Source organism: Paenarthrobacter sp. NyZ202, from assembly GCF_049860755.1.
In the GTDB taxonomy this organism is placed as follows: Bacteria; Actinomycetota; Actinomycetes; order Actinomycetales; family Micrococcaceae; genus Arthrobacter.
Genome location: NZ_CP187556.1, coordinates 1,594,219 through 1,614,505 on the forward strand (window position 1 = coordinate 1,594,219; position 20,287 = coordinate 1,614,505).

At 63.3% G+C, this 20,287-nt stretch carries 20 protein-coding genes and 1 tRNA gene; 12 read left to right on the forward strand and 9 right to left on the reverse strand.

The window, feature by feature from the left end; genetic code table 11:
• Positions 1-116 precede the first annotated feature (116 nt).
• Both ACPFL9_RS07370 and ACPFL9_RS07375 read right to left on the reverse strand, forming a co-directional pair.
• Entirely contained in the window at positions 117-296 is a 180-nt protein-coding gene (locus ACPFL9_RS07370; protein WP_426006726.1) for a hypothetical protein, read from the reverse strand.
• Positions 297-324: 28 nt separating this feature from the next.
• Complete coding sequence (locus ACPFL9_RS07375) at positions 325-1,554, reverse strand: multidrug effflux MFS transporter (protein WP_426006727.1); 1,230 nt, start codon at positions 1,552-1,554, stop codon at positions 325-327.
• A 176-nt stretch (positions 1,555-1,730) separates the two neighbouring features.
• Here ACPFL9_RS07375 and ACPFL9_RS07380 point away from each other — a divergent pair, with 176 nt between their 5' ends.
• From ACPFL9_RS07380 to ACPFL9_RS07400, 5 genes are all read left to right on the forward strand, one after another.
• Positions 1,731-2,579: a phage holin family protein gene (locus ACPFL9_RS07380; protein WP_426006728.1), complete on the forward strand. Its 849-nt coding sequence runs from the start codon at positions 1,731-1,733 to the stop codon at positions 2,577-2,579.
• A gap of 64 nt (positions 2,580-2,643) precedes the next feature.
• Entirely contained in the window at positions 2,644-3,267 is a 624-nt protein-coding gene (locus tag ACPFL9_RS07385) for a CDP-alcohol phosphatidyltransferase family protein (protein WP_426006729.1), read from the forward strand.
• Positions 3,267-4,172, forward strand: a complete 906-nt coding sequence (locus tag ACPFL9_RS07390; protein ID WP_426006730.1) for a DMT family transporter — start codon at positions 3,267-3,269, stop codon at positions 4,170-4,172. Before ACPFL9_RS07385 ends, ACPFL9_RS07390 begins: the two co-directional genes overlap by 1 nt.
• Positions 4,173-4,281: 109 nt before the next feature.
• Positions 4,282-5,478 (forward strand): glycosyltransferase, encoded by a 1,197-nt coding sequence (locus ACPFL9_RS07395; RefSeq protein WP_426006731.1) that lies wholly within the window; start codon positions 4,282-4,284, stop codon positions 5,476-5,478.
• 83 nt (positions 5,479-5,561) lie between these two features.
• Positions 5,562-5,635, forward strand: a tRNA-Ile gene (locus ACPFL9_RS07400).
• A 62-nt stretch (positions 5,636-5,697) separates the two neighbouring features.
• Here the strand turns inward: ACPFL9_RS07400 and ACPFL9_RS07405 are convergent.
• On the reverse strand, positions 5,698-8,475 hold the full coding sequence (locus ACPFL9_RS07405) for an AAA domain-containing protein (protein WP_426006732.1): 2,778 nt from the start codon (positions 8,473-8,475) through the stop codon (positions 5,698-5,700).
• A 183-nt stretch (positions 8,476-8,658) separates the two neighbouring features.
• On the opposite strand from ACPFL9_RS07405, the gene ACPFL9_RS07410 reads away from it, so the two are divergent.
• On the forward strand, positions 8,659-9,849 hold the full coding sequence (locus ACPFL9_RS07410; protein ID WP_426006733.1) for an acyl-CoA dehydrogenase family protein: 1,191 nt from the start codon (positions 8,659-8,661) through the stop codon (positions 9,847-9,849).
• Between the two features lie 21 nt (positions 9,850-9,870).
• On the opposite strand, the gene ACPFL9_RS07415 is transcribed toward ACPFL9_RS07410, so the two are convergent.
• A complete protein-coding gene (locus tag ACPFL9_RS07415; RefSeq protein WP_426006734.1) occupies positions 9,871-10,386 on the reverse strand; it encodes a murein hydrolase activator EnvC family protein in 516 nt (171 codons plus the stop codon).
• 399 nt (positions 10,387-10,785) lie between these two features.
• Between ACPFL9_RS07415 and rpsB the strand changes: the two genes are divergently transcribed.
• The 6 genes from rpsB (at position 10,786) to ACPFL9_RS07445 (ending at position 15,637) form a co-directional block, all read left to right on the forward strand.
• On the forward strand, positions 10,786-11,622 hold the full coding sequence (rpsB, locus tag ACPFL9_RS07420) for a 30S ribosomal protein S2 (protein WP_426006735.1): 837 nt from the start codon (positions 10,786-10,788) through the stop codon (positions 11,620-11,622).
• Between the two features lie 118 nt (positions 11,623-11,740).
• Positions 11,741-12,577 carry a translation elongation factor Ts gene (gene tsf / locus ACPFL9_RS07425; protein ID WP_364160114.1) on the forward strand — a complete coding sequence of 279 codons (837 nt, stop codon included), beginning with the start codon at positions 11,741-11,743 and terminating at the stop codon, positions 12,575-12,577.
• Positions 12,578-12,697: 120 nt separating this feature from the next.
• Positions 12,698-13,435: a UMP kinase gene (gene pyrH / locus ACPFL9_RS07430; RefSeq protein ID WP_426006737.1), complete on the forward strand. Its 738-nt coding sequence runs from the start codon at positions 12,698-12,700 to the stop codon at positions 13,433-13,435.
• Positions 13,436-13,537: 102 nt separating this feature from the next.
• Positions 13,538-14,095, forward strand: a complete 558-nt coding sequence (frr, locus tag ACPFL9_RS07435; RefSeq protein WP_021472577.1) for a ribosome recycling factor — start codon at positions 13,538-13,540, stop codon at positions 14,093-14,095.
• Complete coding sequence (locus tag ACPFL9_RS07440; RefSeq protein ID WP_426006738.1) at positions 14,095-15,030, forward strand: phosphatidate cytidylyltransferase; 936 nt, start codon at positions 14,095-14,097, stop codon at positions 15,028-15,030. Before frr ends, ACPFL9_RS07440 begins: the two co-directional genes overlap by 1 nt.
• A gap of 22 nt (positions 15,031-15,052) precedes the next feature.
• Positions 15,053-15,637 carry a DivIVA domain-containing protein gene (locus tag ACPFL9_RS07445; RefSeq protein WP_426006739.1) on the forward strand — a complete coding sequence of 195 codons (585 nt, stop codon included), beginning with the start codon at positions 15,053-15,055 and terminating at the stop codon, positions 15,635-15,637.
• Here the strand turns inward: ACPFL9_RS07445 and ACPFL9_RS07450 are convergent.
• The 5 genes from ACPFL9_RS07450 to ACPFL9_RS07470 all read right to left on the reverse strand — a co-directional run bounded on the left by ACPFL9_RS07450 (position 15,634) and on the right by ACPFL9_RS07470 (position 20,190).
• Positions 15,634-16,332, reverse strand: a complete 699-nt coding sequence (locus tag ACPFL9_RS07450) for a hypothetical protein (RefSeq protein ID WP_426006740.1) — start codon at positions 16,330-16,332, stop codon at positions 15,634-15,636. The two genes, ACPFL9_RS07445 and ACPFL9_RS07450, sit on opposite strands and share 4 nt — an antisense overlap.
• A 97-nt stretch (positions 16,333-16,429) precedes the next feature.
• The gene (locus tag ACPFL9_RS07455; protein ID WP_426006742.1) at positions 16,430-17,896 is read right to left on the reverse strand and encodes a cation acetate symporter; all 1,467 of its coding nucleotides are present in this window, start codon (positions 17,894-17,896) and stop codon (positions 16,430-16,432) included.
• Positions 17,893-18,255: a hypothetical protein gene (locus ACPFL9_RS07460; protein ID WP_426006743.1), complete on the reverse strand. Its 363-nt coding sequence runs from the start codon at positions 18,253-18,255 to the stop codon at positions 17,893-17,895. The genes ACPFL9_RS07455 and ACPFL9_RS07460 overlap by 4 nt, the downstream gene beginning before the upstream one ends.
• On the reverse strand, positions 18,252-18,971 hold the full coding sequence (locus ACPFL9_RS07465; protein WP_426006744.1) for a LytR/AlgR family response regulator transcription factor: 720 nt from the start codon (positions 18,969-18,971) through the stop codon (positions 18,252-18,254). Before ACPFL9_RS07465 ends, ACPFL9_RS07460 begins: the two co-directional genes overlap by 4 nt.
• A gap of 22 nt (positions 18,972-18,993) precedes the next feature.
• Positions 18,994-20,190: a sensor histidine kinase gene (locus ACPFL9_RS07470; protein ID WP_426006745.1), complete on the reverse strand. Its 1,197-nt coding sequence runs from the start codon at positions 20,188-20,190 to the stop codon at positions 18,994-18,996.
• Positions 20,191-20,287: the final 97 nt, after the last annotated feature.

The window sequence follows — 20,287 nt, forward strand, 5'->3', positions numbered from 1 at the left end:
CGGTGGAGCACGGGTTAGTCCCGGCTGGCCACCATTCTGCCCTGCCGGCCGCTGGAAAGGGAGGGCCTATGGGCCGTAGCGGCGGCAGGGTCGGGGCAGGGTTCTCCGGACACCCGTTATTCGCGGTTCCAGGGCCCGGGATTCACCCGGTACAGGACAGCGGCGCCGATCACCGCACCAAGGATCGCGCCGAACAGCGCACTGCCTGCGGCCCTGCCCAGCAAAGCCCCGACGACGGCGCCAAGCACGGCGCCGAGGAAAAGTCCCCGGCCGTTGCGGTGCGGTTTCCTGGTCATGGTCACAGCCTACGCGGTGGGTGGTGCGCTAGTGGATCGACGGGACCGTGCGGGGCCGTACCACCAGCCACAGGGCCGCCACGGCACCGGCGATGCACACCACCTGGACAATGCCCATGGGGACAGCGGAGCTGACACCCAACCAGCCAACCACCGGGGGAACGATGCCTGCCATGGTGAACTGGGAAGCGCCCAGCAAGGACGCCGCCGTGCCGGCCTGGGCGCCGTGGTTGGCCAAGGCCAGGACCTGGACGCAGGGGAACATGAACCCGGTGGCGCAAATGTAGAACCACAGCGGAACCAGGATGCCCCACAGGCCCACGTGGAGGAGATCCATGACGATGATCAGTGCCGCCATCAGCAGCAGGAAGAGCGTGGCCCAGGCGACGATCCACTGTGGCGCCACCCGCCTGATCAAGCGCGAACTGATCTGGACGCCGGCCACGATGCCCAGGGAGTTCACTCCGAAAAGGATGCCGTACTCCTGCGGCGAAAAGTTGTAGACGTTCTGGAAGAGGAAGGTCGAGGCGGACAGGTAAGCGAACAGTCCACCGAAGTTCAGGCTTCCCACCATCAGCATGCCCACGAAGATCCGGTCCGTCAGCACGGTCTTGTATCGCTGCCGGACAGTGACATCGGAAGTGCCGCGCTGCTCCGCCGTAAGCGTCTCCTTAATGAAGAAGATGGACGCGAGGATCACCAGGAGTCCGTAGGCGGCCAGGAAGTAGAAAATGCCGGGCCATGGAAAGACCAACAGCAACTGGGAGCCGATAATGGGCGCCAGGATGGGGGCCAGGCCGTTGACCAAGGACATGCGCGAAAACATCCGGACCATGGAGTAGCCGTGGAAAAGGTCGCGGACCATGGCCATCGCCACCACACCACCGCCTGCTGCGCCGATGCCCATCAGGACACGGAACAGGGACAACAACCCGATGTCCGTGGACAGCGCAGCGCCGAGGGACGAACCAATATGGAGGGCAGTGGCCAGGATCAGCGGCAGCCGGCGGCCGAACTTGTCGCTGAAGGGGCCCACCACCAGTTGCCCCAGGCCGAAGCCCACCGTGGTTCCCGTCAGTGTCAGCTGGATGGCTGCAGCGGACACGTTGAAGCTCTTCTCCAGCGCCGGGAACGCGGGGAGGTAAAGGTCCACTGTGAAGGGGCCAAGTGCGGTCAGGGCACCCAGAAGGATGATGTAGACAAGTTTTTCGCGTCGGCTCAGGGAATCGCCCGGAGCAGTGTGGGTGGTCACGATCATCTATCCTATGGCCGTCACATCATATTTATGCAGCGTGTTCGGGCGCGCCGTGGTGGGCACAGGCGGAAGTTGGGCGGGAACCTGAATGATAGTTTTGAGGACAAGCGCCTGCGGACGTCATTTTTCGGCCGTGGAAGCCCACTACGCAGCCCAGAGGAAGCAGTTAGGCGGAACCCATGAGCGGACGTCACACCGGCAGGACAAGCAAGGGACCGGCCATCCGTGCCTTGCCGAAGACCCTCAAGCTCGTTGCCCGTTTGGCCCCCCGGCAACTCAACGATGAAATCGCCCTTGCCAAGGTCGAAGTCCAACGCAAGGCCAAGCAGGTGGGTGTTGCCGGCGCATTCTTTGGCATAGCCCTGGTTTTCATGTCGTTGCTGGTCATCGCGCTTGTTGTGGCAGCGATCCTTGGGCTTGCCACAGTCATGCCCGGCTGGCTCGCGGCGCTGGTTGTTGCCGCGGTCTTCCTCCTGATCGTCGCGATCGGCGCGCTGATCGGAACCGCCAAATTCAAGAAGGCCATGCCGCTGGTTCCCGAAGACACCATCAGGGGCATCAAGCACGATATCGGCATCGCCAAGGAAGGTTCGGCCTTCGACGAATCGATCCTCGATCCGAACTCACCTGCCGCCAAGGCCGCCAAGGCCCGCAAGGAAGCCGAAGCCGAAAAAGCCAAGGCAGAAAAGGCCGCCAAGGAAGCTGCAAAGGAAGCCGACGCGGTCAAGGCACCTACGGAAGCCGAACTCCGCCGCCGGCTGGACAAGCGCCGTGAACACCTCACCGGAGTCCGTGACGAACTCGGGGAACAGCTGGACGTCAAAAAGCAGGGCAGGATTCTGCTCGGGGAGGCCACCGCCCGGTTCCAGGATGGCAAGGATTTTGCGGCAAGCCGCGTTGCCGGACTGTCGGACTCGGTTCCGGAGGATCTTGCCGGGCGCATCGCTGCACGGTGGAAGGACCTCGCTGCGTTTGCCGCTGCCACGGTCGTCTTCGTGGTGGCGCTGCGGAAACTGCTGAAAAAATAGCAGGCCGCCGCGGTTCCGGAACGTTGACCGCCCGGGCACTCAAGAAACAGGGAAGGGGGACACCATGAGGCTGATCGGTGCTGGTTCGCGCCCCGGTCGACCCCAGGTGGACCACGACCTCGTCTTCACCATCCCCAATATCCTCACTGTCCTGAGGTTCATGGGCGTTCCGTTGTTCGTCTGGCTGGTTCTTTCCCAGAAAGAATACGGCTTTGCGGTCCTGGTGCTGGTCATCATGGGGAGCACCGACTGGGTGGACGGATATATAGCCCGGCGCTTCGACCAAACCTCCAAACTCGGCCGCATCCTGGATCCGATGGCCGACCGGGCCGCCCTGATAGCAGTCGCTTTCACCCTGGCGATCGCCGGCGTCGTCCAATGGTGGTACCTGGCCGCGCTGGTGGTTCCGGATGCGATCCTGGCAACTGCTTCCCTAGTGTACTTCCGCGGCCACCCGGACCTGCCCGTGAGCGTCGTTGGAAAAATCCGCACCGCGTTCCTCCTGGCCGGGACACCGCTGCTTGTGCTGTCCAAACTGCCTGTGCCTTTCACCGATGTGTACTTCGTTTCCGCCTGGGTTTTCCTGGGACTTGGTTTGGTGGGCCACTGGGTTGCGGCCGTCAACTACTTCCGGGCGATCGTCCGCAAGGGCCAGGAACTACGCGACGGCGACGGCGGGCGCGGCTGATGGTGTGGTTGGCGGTTTTCCTTGCTGTCATGGGTGCCTTCTGCCTGGCCATTGGTGCGCAACGGCAGGGCAGCGCCGTGAAGGCCGACACGGGTGGGCTCGCACTCAGCTCGAACGGCTTCCTGCGGCTCCTGCGCAACCCCCGGTGGATGTTCGGCTTGCTGTTGCTGGCAGTAGGCATGGCCATGAACGCCATCGCCCTGGTCTCCGCGCCGCTCACAGTGGTCCAACCCATCGGGGCGATTGCGCTCGTCATCACCACTGTGGTCAACGCAAAGGATCAAGGCCTCAGCATCAACCGTGCCACCGTGGTGGCTATCACCGCGTGTGTCACCGGCTCGGCACTCTTCGTGCTCCTGGCCGTCAACGTCACCCAGGAAAACCATCATGTGAACGCGGAGGACGAGCTCACGATCGTGCTTCTCCTGGCTTTGGCCGTGGGACTGTTCGGCACGCTCGCCGTTCTTTTCAAACACCGAATGAGCGCGTTCATCTACATCCTGGGTGCCGGAGTCCTGTTCGGCTTCGTCGCCGTGCTGACGCGCATCATCGGCAAGCACCTGCTGGATCCCAACGGGTTGTTCCTGCTTAACGTCCAGTGGTACACCATCATCGCCATCGCTGCGGCCGGCGGACTGGGATCCTGGTTCGTGCAGAGCGCGTACTCCGGCGGACCGCCGGACCTCGTCATCGCCGGCCTGACCGTTATCGATCCCATCGTTGGTATTGCGATCGGCATCGTGATTCTTGGTGAGCTGCGTCCCGATGTCCACGCCGTAACGGCCATCGCCATGGCTGCGGCGGCTCTCCTTGCTATCGTGGGAGTAATCGCCCTGAGCCGGCACCACCCGGAAGTCACCAAACGCAAGAAGGATGCCAAGGCGGCTCCGCACCGGAAGGCTTAGGTCGACGCAGCACCTTGCGCCGTCCGCTCCACAGCGGACAGGCAAACCGGCGACACCGCAGCATTGCATGCCAACGCTGTCCGCACCGTGACCATCAGGAGTTCTCCACGTGACCATTCCCGACACCACCACACCCCTCACCATCCTGATTGCTGCGGATACCTACCCGCCGCACGTCAACGGCGCAGCCCAATTCGGCTACCGCCTGGCCAAGGGGATGACGGGCCGTGGCCACAACGTCCACGTTTTGGCATGCCGCCAGGACAAGGGAAAGAGCTTCACGGAATTCCGCAGTGAAGCCACCGTGCACCGCCTGCGTTCGCACAGCGTGCCCACCCACGACTACTTCCGCATCTGCTTTCCCTGGGAGATCAAGAAGGAAATCAGCCTCTTGTTCGACAAGGTGCAGCCGGATGTCGTCCACATCCAAAGCCACTACATGATCGGCGAGCACGTCCTGTACGAGGCCGTGAAGCGCGGAATCAGGATCGTGGCCACCAACCACTTCATGCCTGAGAACCTGAACCCGTTCCTGCCCTTCCCGCAGTGGTTCAAGAACATCATCGGCAAGATCTCCTGGAAGGACATGGGCAAGGTGATGGGCCAGGCCGACGTCGTCACGACGCCGACTCCTCTGGCTGCCAAGGCCATGCACCAGCACGCCTTCCTGCGTAAAGTGCTGCCGCTGTCCAACGGCATAGATTCTGCTGCCTACGAACTCCAGCCGGGCGAGACGATTGAGCCCCATGCCCACCCGACCGTTCTCTTCGCCGGCCGCCTGGCCGAGGAGAAACACGTTGATGTCCTGATTGACGCCATCGCCAAGACGCCGCAGGAACTGAATATCCACTTGGAGATTGTTGGCGGAGGTGAAGTCCGCGCAGCTTTGGAAGCCCAGGCGGAGCGCCTGGGGTTGGGTGGCCGCGTGAAGTTCCTCGGCCTCGCCTCCGATGAGGAGCTCCGCGAGGCCTACATCAAGGCTGACATCTTCTGCATGCCCGGCACCGCGGAACTTCAATCCCTGGTCACGCTGGAAGCCATGTCCGCTTCAACGCCGGTGCTGCTGGCCGACGCCATGGCACTGCCACACCTGGTCCGCGACGGCGACAACGGATACCTCTTCACGCCCAATGACAGCGATGAGCTTGCCGCCAAGATCACCAAGCTCGTGCAGCTTCCCGAAGACCAGCTGCGGGCCATGGGTAAAGTCAGCCGCGAGATGGTGGAACCCCACAGCATCCATGGGACCCTGCAGACGTTCGAAGACCTTTACCGGGGTGCCGCTTACGAAGACAAGGTGGTGTGACCGGAGCACCCTCCGGCAACCATTAGTATTGCTAGAGTGCTTTCCTGCAGGAGTCCTGTGACCAGGGCTCCTGCAGGTTTCACGGGGCTATAGCTCAGCTGGTTAGAGCGCGGGACTCATAATCCTAAGGTCCTCGGTTCAAGTCCGAGTAGCCCTACCTTCATGGGAGCCGTGGTGGACGCTGGATGCATCCACCACGGCTCTTTGTCGTTACCAGGATCAAGCGGTGGCGCCCATGGCCAGCGACAGCGCGCGCCGGAGGCGGTCGGACTCTGCGCTGCCTGTCGTGGCCAGCCGGAGCAAGGGAATGCCGTAGGCCCGGCATACAACGTCCTTGAGGGCATCCCGCGCCCTTTGATCGGGGCTGTCCTCATGGAAGGCGAATCCGTCCACTTCGATGCACAGCAGCGGTTTGTTGGACACCCGGTTGTACACCACAAAGTCAATTGACGCCCGGTTCCTGACGTAGCCGGCTTGATCCTCTGTCAGCAGGTCCAGGTCCGGAAGCATGTTGCGGAGCAACACCTGAGGGACAGCGTGAAGGTCTACGTAGGGTTCCTCCACAAGGATCTCACCGAGCAGCGTCCCCAGGATGTTCTCGGAGTTAAAGGCGGAACTGCCTCGTACGCGCCGAGCAAGCGGTTCCAGCACTGATGAGTAGTCGCGGTACAGCAGGTCGAAGACGGACACGATCCGGCTGTCATGTATGCCGTGGTCCGGCTCCCTGTACCGGATGTAGTCCACCAAGTCGCGCAGGTGCCTGCTGGCAGGCAGCATGTCATGGTTTGTGACCAGGACGAACCGCTTCACCGCGCGGGAAACTGCCACATTCACCAGGTGCGGGTCATCAACGAATTCGATTCCTGCCCGGCCGACTGCGCTTTCATCAAGGACTGTGCTCATAACGATGATGTCCTTCTCGCGGCCTTGGAATTTATGGACAGTATCGCTGTGGATCGCTGCGCTGAGGGCGTCCGCTACCTTTCCCACCTGCCGCCGGTAGGGGCTGACGACGCCGATCCCGCTGGGACTCGTGTCGGCACAGAAGTCACGAAGAACTTCACCGGCTATGACCTCAGCCTCGCGCTGGTTGGTCCGTCCTCCGCCTTGATGCCGGCGCATGTGATTGCCGGCCACCGTACGCACCACTACCAATGGTTGCCCGGATGCATTTTCGGGCCTGTACGGTACAAGCTGCCCGCCGTAGAACTTCCTGTTGCAGAATTCGATGATGGCGGGATGGCAACGATAGTGCTCGCGCAGCATGGTGCGTGGAAGGCTGGCCCCGAAGCGTTCGATGACGGAGGACAGGATGTTGTGCTTGCCGTAGTCATACGCGGGGGCGGGTGCCTTCCCCGATTTGGCAGCTCCGGGATTAGCGATATGCTGCAGCTGTTGCAGGTCGCCCACGACGGTCACGTTCCGGGCACAAGCCAGGGCAAGGCCTGCGGCAAGAAGATCCACTTGGGATGCTTCGTCGATGATGAGGTAGTCAAGGAGATGCCCGGCCGGCACGTTGCGCCGCAACGAGTGGCACGTGCTGAGGATCACTGGATAGTCATCGGTGAATCTCCTGAAATCCGTCCGCATCGACTGTTCGGTATAAGCGCGCCGGCGGGTTCCGGAGTACCGCCGGTGGAGGCTGGCATCCAGGGCCATTCTGGACAAGCGACGATGTTCCCCGCCGAGCTGAGTGAAGTTTTCCGCAGCCAATACCTTGGCGGCATCGTGGATGTGACGCTGGAGTTCAAGGATTTTGTTGTCGTAATACGCACGCTGCAAACGGAGAACAACCCCGGTGTCCCTCGGATCAATTTTTCCTGCACGGCCATGCCGAAGGCGCAGCCTGATCCAGCGCCCCAGCCTTCGGAGTGGTCCTTCTTCGGCAGGCACGGTCGCTGTGTCGGCCATGTACTGCAAAATCCGTCGTGCGGACCAACGAAGGATCGGCGCGCCGTCAAGCGGTGCGCCCTCCGCTCCGAACCGCCGGACAAAGTGCTCGCGCTCCAGCTCATAGGCATCAAGTTCATGCCGCCAGAGTGCCAGTTGCCTGTCCTTCCCGTGGAGTTCCTGAAGGCGTAACCCAAGGTCTGCCAGCTCAGGGGCTGGAGGGGCGTCCGGTACCTCGCGCGCACAGAGTTCTTCGACCTCGCTGTTTCTTGCCTCCTGCCGCTCCAGGAAGCCAGCAAGTATCTCCTTGCGACGGAGGTCCGCAACGAGGTGGCCCAGACCTTCCTCGACAAGTCTGTCCCGCACGTTCTCCGCGGCGGCATTGTTGAACGAGACAATGCCGACGCTAGTTCCCCTGCGTTCCAGGATGTTCGCCACCAGGTTGAGTATTGTTTGGGTCTTGCCCGTACCGGGAGGCCCGTCGACCACTGAAATGGGGTGGGTAAGGGCCTTGATGATCGCCTCGCGCTGGCTTTGGTTGGAAGTAAAGGGAAGCAGCGGTTCCCGCACCTCCTCGGCAGCATCGAGAGCCGTTCCGGTGAGGTACTTGTTGAGCACACTGTCCGGCGGGATGCGGTCAAATTTTCCGTACTGGCCCCGCAAGGTGTCATTGGCAGGCAGTTGCGCAGCAGCATTCCGCCAGTACTCGAAAACCGCGCGTGCTGCGACATCGTGGGGAGTGGGCCGCGAGATAGTGATCTCATGGGCCGGGACTGTCCGGAAGACCGGTTTGTCGTTCTCCCGGTGGAAGATTCGGAGCCAGCTGCCTTGGGCGCTGTCAAAGCGCAGAATCTGATGCACCCCTTCGATGACCTGCCCACGATGGCTTACCGTATCCCCGGTCCTTGGAAGTTCGCTCGTTGGATTGCCGAGAATCAGTACGTTGTTGAGTGAGTACTTGTACTCCTTCGACCGCCCTTCCGTTCCCAATGTCACGTGGAGGAAACCCCCGGAGGAGCGGTACGCGAGGACGTCCTTCGTCTTATCCAAGAAATCGGGCCGGTTGCGGCTGCGGACGAGTATCACTTCTTTGAACGGATCAATCATGCTGGCCCCCAGTTCCGGTGTCTTAACCCAGGGTTGACGTTACCGAACGCGCTGATGGGGCGGGAATACCGACGATTGCCCGTTGCGCTGCAGGACCATCCTCGGGTATGTTACTGACCAGTAACATACCCGACGGTAACTTGCCTGCCGTGGTCGTTGAGGACCACCCGTGAAGGAGACACTATGTCCAACGCCGCATTCGACCCCGCCGGCCTTCCTTATGCAGACGGTGACTTCTACGCCTTCGAACAACTGCTGACGGGCAAGGAACAGGACCGCCTGGCCGAAGTCCGGGAATTCCTGGACCGCGAAGTCAAGCCCGTGGCCGTGGACTCGTGGAACCGGGCGGAATTTCCCATGGAGCTCATTCCCAAGCTGGGTGAGCTGGACCTGGTGAGCCCTGTCCGCAGGCAGGGCTACTCCAACTTGTTCGCCGGCATCCTGCATGCCGAGGTCACCCGGGCTGATGCCTCCATTGCCACCTTCATGGGCGTGCACGATGGTCTGTTCACAGGCTCCATTGAAGCGCTGGCCTCGCAGGAGCAGAAGGACGCCTGGCTGCCCGAGATCTACTCCCTGAAGAAAATCGGCGCCTTTGGGCTGACTGAGCCGCTGGGTGGATCCGATGTTGCCGGGGGGACTCGGACCACGGCCCAGCGCGACGGCGACAAGTGGATCCTTAACGGCGCCAAGCGCTGGATCGGCAACGCCACGTTTTCCGACTGGGTAGTCATCTATGCCCGGGATCTGGCCGACAACCAGGTGAAAGCCTTCCTGGTGGATACGTCCCTGCCGGGGTACTCGGCGCAGAAGATTGAAAACAAGATCTCGCTGCGTACGGTGCAGAACGCGGACATCACCTTGGACAACGTGGTGGTGCCCGAATTCTTCAAGCTTGCCAACGCGAACAGTTTCCGTGATACCAACAAAGTCCTCAAAGTGACGCGCCTTGCTGTTGCGTGGCAGGCTGTTGGGCTCCAGCTGGCTGCCTTCGATGTTGCCCGGAGCTACGCCGTGGAGCGTCAGCAGTTCGGCCGGCCCTTGGCCCGCTTCCAGCTTGTCCAGGACCAGTTGGTGCAGATCCTGGGCAACGCCGTGGCCTCCATGGGAATGATGGTCCGGTTGGCCCAACTGGAGGACGCCGGCGTGGCCAAAGATGAACAGTCCGCGCTGGCCAAGGCCTTCACGACCGCCCGCATGCGCGAAAGTGTCGCTTTGGGCCGGAACATCCTGGGTGGCAACGGGATCGTGACGGACTATGGGATGGCCAAGATCTTCGCCGATGCAGAAGCCATTTACTCGTACGAAGGAACGTACGAGATCAACACCTTGGTGGCCGGCCGTGCCATCACCGGGGTGTCTGCAATCGTCTAGTTCCCTTTGGCGCCCGGTCTCTCAGTGGATGGGCAGCAGGATTGAGGGACGCAGATCGAGGATGAAGGCCAGGGGATTGACGTAGTCGTCCCCGCGGCGGACGCCCCAGTGCAGGCAGGTACCCTGACAGTGCGCCGGGGCCGCCGCAAGGTTTCCAATGACTTGCCCTTTGGTGACGTGGTCTCCGGGCTTAAGTCCGGTGTCCACCGGCTCAAAGCTGCTGCGCAAACCGCCGCCGTGGTCGATGGTCAGGACGGGGCGGTCAACCACTGTGCCGGCAAATGACACCACGCCGTCCGCGGGGGAGGCGACGGCCGGCGCTGCGGTGACCGGGCCGGCGTCGTGGGCTGCTCCCAAGTCCACCCCGCGATGCCCGCTGAGCCATGGTTTGTCCGGAGGGTCGAACGTCCGGAGGACGTGCGGCTTGGGGGAGAGCGGCCATGACCAACGGCCCTGGCCCGACGGGGGAGCGGTGCTGCCGGCAGGGCCGGCCAGCAGCGCGGCAACGAGAATGGGAATGAGCTTTGCGAAGACCATGGCTCCAGCCTTCCGTGGGGCCGGGCGCGGGAACCATGCCCAAGGTTCGGTATGTGGACAAATCACCCCGAAGGCCGGTCAAACACCTGGGCTGGCTGTAGTACACTTGATGGAGCAGTTTGCTGTGCCCTCAAGCTTGTTCAGGAGCATGTCTCATTCAGATATGCGAGGGGCTCAGACTGACTACGCGTATCCAGCCCTCCACCAGCCAGGCCTCGTGGCTTATGGCTGCGGAGGATTGTGCCTCCTGCGGTCCGGAGCCCCTGCGGTTCCGGCGGGAGCGCAATGGATGCCAGGAGCCGAGCCCGTCCGGGCCGCGGCTGAATAACCGTCAACTATTGGCAGGGTAAGAGGCCCTCAAGGGTCTCTCATGAATGACCTGCCGGAAGGAGCGTCGGCATGCCCGTCGTAACCATGCGCCAGCTGCTTGACAGCGGCGTCCACTTTGGACACCAGACCCGTCGTTGGAACCCGAAGATGAAGCGCTTCATCTTCACCGAGCGCAACGGCATCTACATCATTGACCTCCAGCAGTCGCTGTCCTACATCGACCGCGCCTACGAGTTCGTCAAGGCCACTGTCGCCCACGGCGGCACCGTCCTGTTCGTCGGCACCAAGAAGCAGGCCCAGGAAGCAATTGCTGAGCAGGCTACCCGTGTTGGCCAGCCCTACGTCAACCAGCGTTGGCTGGGCGGTATGCTCACCAACTTCTCCACGGTTGCCAAGCGTATCCAGCGCATGAAGGAACTCGAAGAAATCAACTTCGAGGACGTCGCCGGCTCCGGCTACACCAAGAAGGAGCTCCTGCTCCTCAAGCGCGAACTCACCAAGCTCGAGTCCAACCTCGGTGGTATCCGCAACCTGACCAAGGCACCCTCCGTTCTGTGGGTTGTTGACACCAAGAAGGAACACCTTGCTGTTGACGAAGCCAAGAAGCTGAACATCCCGGTTGTTGCCATCCTGGACACCAACTGCGACCCCGACGAAGTCGACTTCCCGATCCCGGGCAACGACGACGCCATCCGCTCCGTCAACCTGCTCACCCGCGTTGTTGCCGACGCCGTTGCTGAGGGCCTGATCGCCCGCAACCAGCGCTCCACCGGCACCACCGAAGCTCCGGAAGAGCCCTTGGCTGAGTGGGAGCGCGAGCTCCTCGAAGGCAGCAAGGCTGAAGAAGCTCCGGCCGCAGAAGCCGCACCGGAAGCTGCAGCTGCAGAAGCCGAAGCAGCCAAGTAAATCTGGACCTTCCCTGACGCCAAAACCGTCGGGGGCAACTGACGGGATGGCGGCTCACAAGGTGGGCTGCCGTCCTTCAGTTACGTAAACACATAAATTTCTAGACAGAGGGGTTCACATGGCGAACTACACTGCTGCTGACATCAAGGCCCTGCGCGAGCGCACGGGCGCCGGCATGATGGACGTCAAGAAGGCTCTCGACGAGGCCAACGGTGACGCCGAGAAGGCCATCGAGATCATCCGTATCAAGGGCCTCAAGGGTGCTACCAAGCGCGAAGGCCGCTCCACCGCAGAAGGCCTGGTTGCTGCCAAGGTCAACGGCGGCGTGGGCGTAATGATCGAGGTCAACTGCGAGACCGACTTCGTTGCCAAGGCTGATAAGTTCATCCAGCTTGCTGACAAGGTCCTCAACGTTGCAGTCGAGTCCGGCGCTGCCGACCTCGACACCCTGCTGGCCACCGAGGTCGACGGCAAGAAGCTTGCCGACGTCGTCATCGAAGAGGGCGCTGTCCTCGGCGAGAAGGTTGTTGTCCGCCGTATCTCCCGCGTTGAAGGCACCACGGTCGACGCTTACCTGCACAAGACGTCCAAGGACCTTCCGGCCCAGGTCGGCGTTCTGTTCGCTGTCGACGGTGAAGGCGAAGCCGCTGCCACCGCAGCGCACGACATCGCGGTCCACGTTGCAGCCATGGCACCGAACTACCTGACCCGCGAAGACGTCCCCGCGGAACTGGTTGAGTCGGAGCGCCGCATTGCCGAAGAGACCGCCAAGGCTGAAGGCAAGCCGGAAGCTGCACTCGCCAAGATCGTTGAAGGCCGCGTGACGGGCTTCTACAAGGGTGAAGTCCTGGTTGACCAGGCATTTGCCAAGGATTCCAAGAAGACCGTTGCACAGGTCCTCGAGGAAGCCGGCGTCAAGGCAACCGCAGTAACCCGTTTCCGCGTCGGAAACTAGCAATTCATGAAGAGGGGTGGTCACTTCGGTGGCCGCCCCTTTTTCATGCACTCGTCAGGGCGTTACCTGCCCTGACCCAAGCACGATACTCTAGCCAGAGTCCATCAATGGGAAGGCACCATGGAAACCGACAACACTGCAATCCAGCCCGAGAAGACCCGCCGCCGTGTACTTCTGAAGCTCTCCGGCGAGGTCATCGGCGGAGGCAAGCTCGGCGTCGATCCTGAGACCGTCCGTGCCATCGCCAAGCAGATCGCGGCCGCCGTGCCCGACGTCGAAATCGCCATTGTGGTCGGTGGCGGCAACTTCTTCCGCGGCGCCGAACTGTCCCAGAGCGGCATGGACCGTTCCCGCGCGGACTACATGGGCATGCTCGGAACGGTCATGAACTGCCTGGCCCTGCAGGACTTCCTGGAGCAGGCCGGCGTGGAAACCCGCGTCCAGAGCGCCATCACCATGGGCCAGGTTGCGGAGGCATACATTCCGCGCCGTGCCATCCGCCACATGGAAAAGGGCCGCGTGGTCATTTTCGGTGCCGGTGCCGGCCTGCCGTACTTCTCCACCGATACCGTGGCTGCCCAACGCGCCCTCGAAGTCCACGCAGACGTGGTACTGATGGCCAAGAGCGGCGTGGACGGTGTCTACACCGCGGACCCCAAGAAGGACGCTGCAGCCGAGAAGCTCGATGTCCTCAGCTATGACGACGCCCTGCGCCGGGACATCCGCGTCATGGACCAGACGGCCATGACCATGTGCAAGGACAACAAGCTGTCCATGGTGGTTTTCGGCATGGAGGGCGAGGGCAACGTCACCCGGGCCATCCTTGGCGAAACGCTGGGAACTCTGGTCACGCCGTAGCAGCGGCTAGGATATTTGCAGGACGTCCGCCCCTGGGGGCGGATCTTTACTGTGCAGTGCGGCCCCGCACGTGGGCAGCGACTATTTTCTGAGGAGATACCCGTGATCGAAGAGACCTTGCTCGAAGCCGGCGAGAAGATGGACAAGGCGGTTGAGGTAGCCAAGGAGGACTTCGCCTCGATCCGTACGGGCCGTGCCAACCCCGGGCTCTACAACAAGGTGATCGTGGAATACTACGGCACCCCCACGCCCCTGCAGCAGCTGGCCTCCTTCGCAGTGCCGGATGCCCGCACGATCCTGATCACCCCTTACGACAAGAGCGCACTCCGCGACATTGAAAAGGCCCTGAGCGATTCCGAGGTCGGCGCCAACCCGTCCAACGACGGCAACGTCATCCGGGTCACGATTCCTGAGCTCACCAAGGAGCGCCGCAAGGAGTACGTGAAGATCGTCAAGGGCAAGGGCGAAGACGCCAAGGTTTCCGTCAGGAGCATCCGCCGCAAGGCCAAGGATGCGCTGGACAAGCTCGTCAAGGACGGCGAAGCCGGCGAGGACGAAGGCGCCCGTGCGGAAAAGGAACTGGACGCCATCACCAAGCAGCACGTGGACAGCATTGACGACCTCCTCAAGCGCAAGGAAGCCGAGCTGCTCGAGGTCTGATGAGCCAGGCAGAGCCGGTGCCTGCGGGACCCACACCGACGCAGGAAACCCGCAAGGGCGCCAAAAGACTCCGTGAGAATCCGACGCCGAGGGCGGGACGAAATCTTCCCGCAGCAATCGGCGTCGGATTGGCCATGCTGCTGGCGGTCCTCGGAGGGCTGTTGTTCCTTCCGCTGGGGTTCGTCCTGCTCACCACGTGTTTTACGGTTCTCGGCGTCTGGGAGGTGTACCGCGCACTCGAGGCCCAGGGCACCAGGATGCCGATCATTCCTGTAATGGTCGGCAGCCTGGCGATGCCGGTTTCTGCGTACTTCGGCGGGCTGGAAGGACTGCTGTTCACCATGGTGGCCAGCAGTGTGGCGGTCCTGCTGTGGCGGTCCATCGAGAGCGCCGCCGGTGCACCACGGAGCGTTTTTGCCGGCGTATTCACCTTGGCGTGGGTGCCGTTCCTCATCAGCTTTGCCGCCCTGCCGCTGCACGCCAGCGCCGGTCCTACACCGATTGGCTTCTGGCCGGACGGCATTCCGCAAGGTGCCTGGCAGATCGCTGCCATGCTCTTGTTGGTGGTTTCCAACGACACGTTCGGCTACATCGTGGGTGCGTCGTTCGGCAAGCACCCCATGGCACCGAAAATCAGCCCGAAAAAATCATGGGAAGGGTTTGCCGGTTCTGTGGGCGGGGCCATGGTGATCGGGGTGCTGGCGTGCATCTTCCTCCTGGACAAACCGTGGTGGGTGGGCCTGATCCTCGCCACCGGTATGGTGGCCGCAGCTACTGCGGGCGACCTCGCCGAGTCAATGGTCAAACGCGAGCTCGGTGTGAAGGACATGAGCAGCATCCTCCCCGGGCACGGCGGGGTCATGGACCGGCTTGACTCGATCGTGTTCGCCGCCCCGGTAGCCTATGTTCTGTTCGCGCTGCTGAGCGGCGTCTGACAACACTGATGAAGGATAAGTAGTGGCTTTGGATATTCGACGCCAGATTCCGGCAACGTTCGAGCGCGTGGAGCGCAGCAAGTACGGCTACAACGCCAAGCAGGTTGATGCCTTCCTGGGCCGTGCCAGGGCATCGTTCGAAAACCCTGCCGGTGCGGCGGACCCTGTGGCCAGCACTGATGTCCGTGACGTAGCCTTCGACCCCGTCAAAGGCGGCTATGACGCGCACAGCGTGGACGCCGCCCTCGACCGCCTGGAGGACGCCTTCGCCCGGCGTGAGAGGGACGACCTCATCAGCAGCCAGGGAGAGGAAGCGTGGCTGCGCCAGATCGGCAAGCTTTCGGGCATCCTGCGGGGCCGGCTTCACCGGCCCGACGGCGAACGGTTCCGCCGCCCGGCCAGGAAGCGCGCCCGCAGCTACAACGTTGAAGAGGTCGACGCCCTGTGCCGCCAGCTCATCGGCTACCTTGAGCATGACCAGCAATTGAGCGTCGACGCCGTCAGGCGCGCTGTCTTCCGTGCGGCCAAGGGCGATGAAGGTTACGAAGAAGCCCAGGTGGACGCCTTCCTGGACCGGGTCGTCGAACTGATGGCCGCGATCGACTAGGAGCGCTCCGTCGGCGTGGACGGAGTCGGCGATATTGGCGGGTTGGCTTTCCAGACGCCGTCATACAGGCGCTTGCCTCTCAGCAGCGACACCATGAAAAAGCCCAGTGCCACGAGGATCGCGGCGGTCACCGCGGCAGCGGCAGGCAGGCCCAGCACGGTCAGTACCGAACCGAGCAGCAATGCCAGCAGGGCCGCGTTAGCCGTCATCATGAACATCATGCTGCTGCCTGCCACCTGGCTGAAGGCCGTCCGTCCTCCCAGGAAGTAGTAGGTTCGGTTGGAACCGGCTTCGTCGTCGTGGTAACCGGCCATCATATACCGGGCCATTCCAGGGTCCAGTTCAACGTAGGCCGCCCGCAGCCTGTTCATGGCCAGGACATACATGAGGTCCTCCATGCCCACATTGATCACCCTGATCTGGGTCAGGAGTCCCACGGCCACGTCGATGCCGAGGATGGTCAGCGCAAAGGCCCGGAATGCCTCGGAAAACTGGGTGGCATTGCCTACCAAAGCCACGCTCAGAAGGCTCGCCGAGGTGAACGTCAGGAACATGCTGATCCGGGTGAGGACCTCGCCCTGGGTGGTACTTCGCGAGGCGAGCAGGCTCCAGTGCTCGGTGGCCAGCAATTGCGCCCGCACGCCGGGGGAGATTGCCGGTGGTTCGGGACTGGTAGTTCCCGGTTCCTCGGACATGGCGTCATTGTCCACCCTGCGCACTGCCTAAACAACTGGCCAAACAACCGGCCCGGACAACATGTTCAGGCACGGCGGCGTTCAAGCGGTTAACCCGCTACCTCTCGGTGGCGACCGGCCGCTCCGGTACGTGCAGCCTCGACATGACCCTGTTGACGGAACCCGGGATCCTGTCCTTGGTCGCGAGGGAAACAGCTACGGTCACGGCGAACGCAGCGGGTACGGTCCAGGCGGCGGGCTGGGCCAGCCAGGCAGGCGCGGCCACCGAACCCAGCACGGTACCGACCACCATGGCGCCGCCGCAGAGCAAGGCGCCCGTGACCATGCCGCTGATTGCCCCCACGTCGGTCAGGCCCCGCCACCAGATTCCCAGCAGGAGGACCGGGCAGATGGTGGAGGCGGTGAAGGCAAAGACCAGGCCCACGCTTCCGGCCAGGGCCAGCGAGTCGGTCATGAACGCAAAGCCCAGAGGCACGACGGCTGCAAGCACCGCCGCGAGCCGGAAACCTTTGACGCTTCCTCCAAAGAGGTCCTGGCTGATGACGCCGGAGAGTGAGACGACGAGTCCGGACGTCGTGGACAGGAAGGCTGCGAATGCCCCGGCTACGACGAGGGCGGAGAGCAGGTCGCCGGCCACGCCACCGACGATCCTCCCGGGCAGCAGCAGGACCAGGGCATCCGCCTGGCCCGCCTGCGCCAGGTCCGGCGCGAACATCCTGCCAACAGCCCCCGACACGGTGGGAAAGAGGTAGAACACGGACAACAGTCCCAGGACGATCAGCGTGGTGCGCCGTGCGGACTGGCCATCGGGGTTTGTGTAAAACCGCACCAGGACGTGGGGCAGGCCCAGCGTTCCGAAGAGCAGGGCCACCATCAGCGAGATGTTCTGGTAGGCGCTGGCCGCCGGTTGGCCGGTGGGATTGACGGGCAGCCCGGCTTGGGGGAGTGCGCCGTTTCCTGCGAGGACCAGGAGCACGAACACCACCGGTACGGCCAAGGCGGTGAGCTTCAGCCAATACTGGAAGGCCTGGACAAAGGTAATCGAGCGCATGCCACCTGCCACCACCGTGAGGCACACGACTGCTACGACCGCCGTCGAACCTGCCCAGGAGGGCAGACCCGTGGTGATCCGGATGGTCAAGGCTGCGCCGTGGAGTTGCGGGACGATGTACAACCAACCGACGGCCACCACGACCAGGCTGGTGATGCGGCGGACCGCGCGGGAGTCGAGACGGGCCTCTGTGAAGTCGGGGATCGTGTAGGCCCCCGACCGTCTCAAGGGGGCAGCGACGAAGAGGAGCAGCATCAGGTACCCGGCCGTGTACCCGACAGGGAACCACAGAGCGTCTGTCCCGGACAGCAGGATCAGTCCGGCAACACCCAGGAAGCTGGCAGCCGACAAGTACTCACCGCCGATGGCCGAGGCGTTCCACCAGGGCGGCACGGTCCGCGAGGCAACATAGAAATCGCCCGTTGTCCGGGAGATGCGCAGACCGTAAAAGCCGATGACCGCCGTCGTGATGGACACGGCGAGGAACGCTGTCAACCCGACCGCCGGATTCACTTGTCCTCCACCAGGTCGCGGTAGCGTGCTTCATTCCGCGCGGCGGCGCGGTTGAAGAACCACGCACTGATCCCGATCACGGGATAGACCCCGGCACCCAGCAAAAGCCAGTCCAGCGGTACGCCCAGGATGCGTGTCTCCGCGACGCCCGGACCGTAGACGAGCATGAGGGCAAAGGCCCCCAGGATGACCAGGAAGCCGCACCCGACCACCAAGGCGAGCCGCAACTGCGACCTGATCAGGGAACGGATGAACACCTGGCCGGCGTCCGAATCTTCGCTGACGTCGCTCCCGTGCGGGAGACGGACGGGAACCGCCGGGGCCGCCTGCCGCGGGGCAGTAACCCTGACCCGGGTCATCCTTGGGGCCGGATCCGGGTGGATTGCAACTTGTCCCGGACCGATGGCAGGTGGCGCCGGCTGATGGGAAGCTCGGCTCCTGCCACGGTCACGCTCGGGCCCGATGCCGCCAGCTTGAGGTGGCCCACGTGGCCCAGCGCCACGAGGTAGCTGCGGTGGATGCGGAGGAAGCCCGCCCCGGCCCATTTCTGTTCGAGGTCGCTGAGGGGAACTCGGATCAGGTAGCTGGCTTCGGCTGTATGGAGCCGTGCGTAGTCTCCCTGTGCCTGGACGTAAAGGACATCGTCCCGCCGGATCATCCTGGTTGTTCCTCCCAGATCCACGGTGATCATCTCAGGGGCGGGCGTACCATCCTTGATGAGGTCGCTGATCCGGTCCACCGAGCGGGCAAGCCGCTCCGCCCGCAGCGGTTTGAGCAGGTAGTCAATGGCCGCGAGGTCGAAAGCTTCCAGGGCACAGTCTTCGTCTGCGGTGACGAACACGACGGCGGGCGGGTTGCTGCTGCGCGCAATGGCCCGGGCGATGTCCAGCCCGGACAGTGCCGGCATGTGGATGTCCAGGAACACGGCGTCCACTGTTTCCGATTCCAGCGTTCGCAGGGCCTCGGCACCTGAAGACGCACGGTGGATGGCGCCGATGCGCTCATCCCTGCCCAGCAGGAAGGCAAGCTCCTCCACGGCTGGAAGTTCGTCGTCGGCGACGAGCACGTTGATCATGGTTATAGATTAGCCCCGCGCTTCAGGCGTCATGGCCGGGCTGGGACTTGGGGACCCGCATGGTGATCAGCGTTCCTTCGTCCGGTGCGGTTTCTATCACGAGGCCGTGGTCGTCGCCGTACACCTGGCGGAGGCGTGCGTCGACGTTGCGCAGGCCAACATGGTCGCCGTCCATATGTCCGGCGAGCACCGAGCGCAGATGCTCCGGGTCCATGCCCACGCCGTCGTCCTCGATGGTGACTTCAGCGAACGCCCCGGAATCGTTGGCGCAAATGGTGATATGGCCGGGGCCTTCCTTGGCTTCAAGGCCGTGCCGGACGGCGTTCTCCACCAGTGGCTGCAGGCTGAGGAACGGAATGACGGTACTCAGGACTTCCGGGGCGATCCGGAGGCTGACCTGGACGCGTTCGCCGAAGCGTGCCCGTTCCAGGAGCAGGTAGCGGTCAATGCAGCGCAGTTCCTCAGCCAGCGTGGTGAAGTCCCCGTGCCTGCGGAACGAATAGCGGGTGAAGTCAGCGAACTCCACCACAAGTTCCCGGGCCCGTGCGGGATCGGTGTTGATGAAGGAGGCGATCGCGTTCAATGAGTTGTAGATGAAGTGCGGGCTGATCTGCGCCCGGAGTGCCCTGACTTCCGCCTCCATCAGCAGGGTCCGGGACGCTTCGAGCTCGGCGAGTTCCACCTGGGCAGCGATCCAGTCGGCCACCTCGCTGGTGGCCCGGACGAGCCCGGCGCCCGCGGAAGGGGCCAAGGCGGCGACCGAGCCCACCACCCGGGATCCGGCCCGGATCGGTGCAATGACAGCGCTGAAATCGTGATGGCCGCTTCCCGGTGCCGCCGGCGCCCCGGCGTGGGGGACGACTGCGGTCCGCCCGGTCGCCAGGACGTCTGCGGCCAGGCGCATCAGGTCCGGCCGCAGTTCTTCCGCCGCTCCATCCCATGCCAGGACCGAAGTGGTGTCCGTTATGGCCAGGGCATCGCATGCCAGGAGCGACCGCAACTGTTTGCTGGCCTTGGCCGCACCGGCAGGCTGCAGTCCGCTCCGAAGGTGCTGGCCTGCGCGCGAGGCGGCATGGAGGGTGTTGTACGTGGCCCGCTCGGCGTCGGTGCCCAGGTCCCGGAAGGAACGGATCACCTTGAGGCCGACCCCGACGACGACGGCCACGGCCAGCACGATGACCGAGATGGCGGCGGCGGTGAAAAGCGGGGAGTCAGGCATAGACACAGAGTAGCCAAAAGCCGCGGACAACAAGCGAACGGGCGCCGGCCCTGCCGTTTGCCGCAGCATCGCGACCGTTGAGCGACCGTGGTGCCCC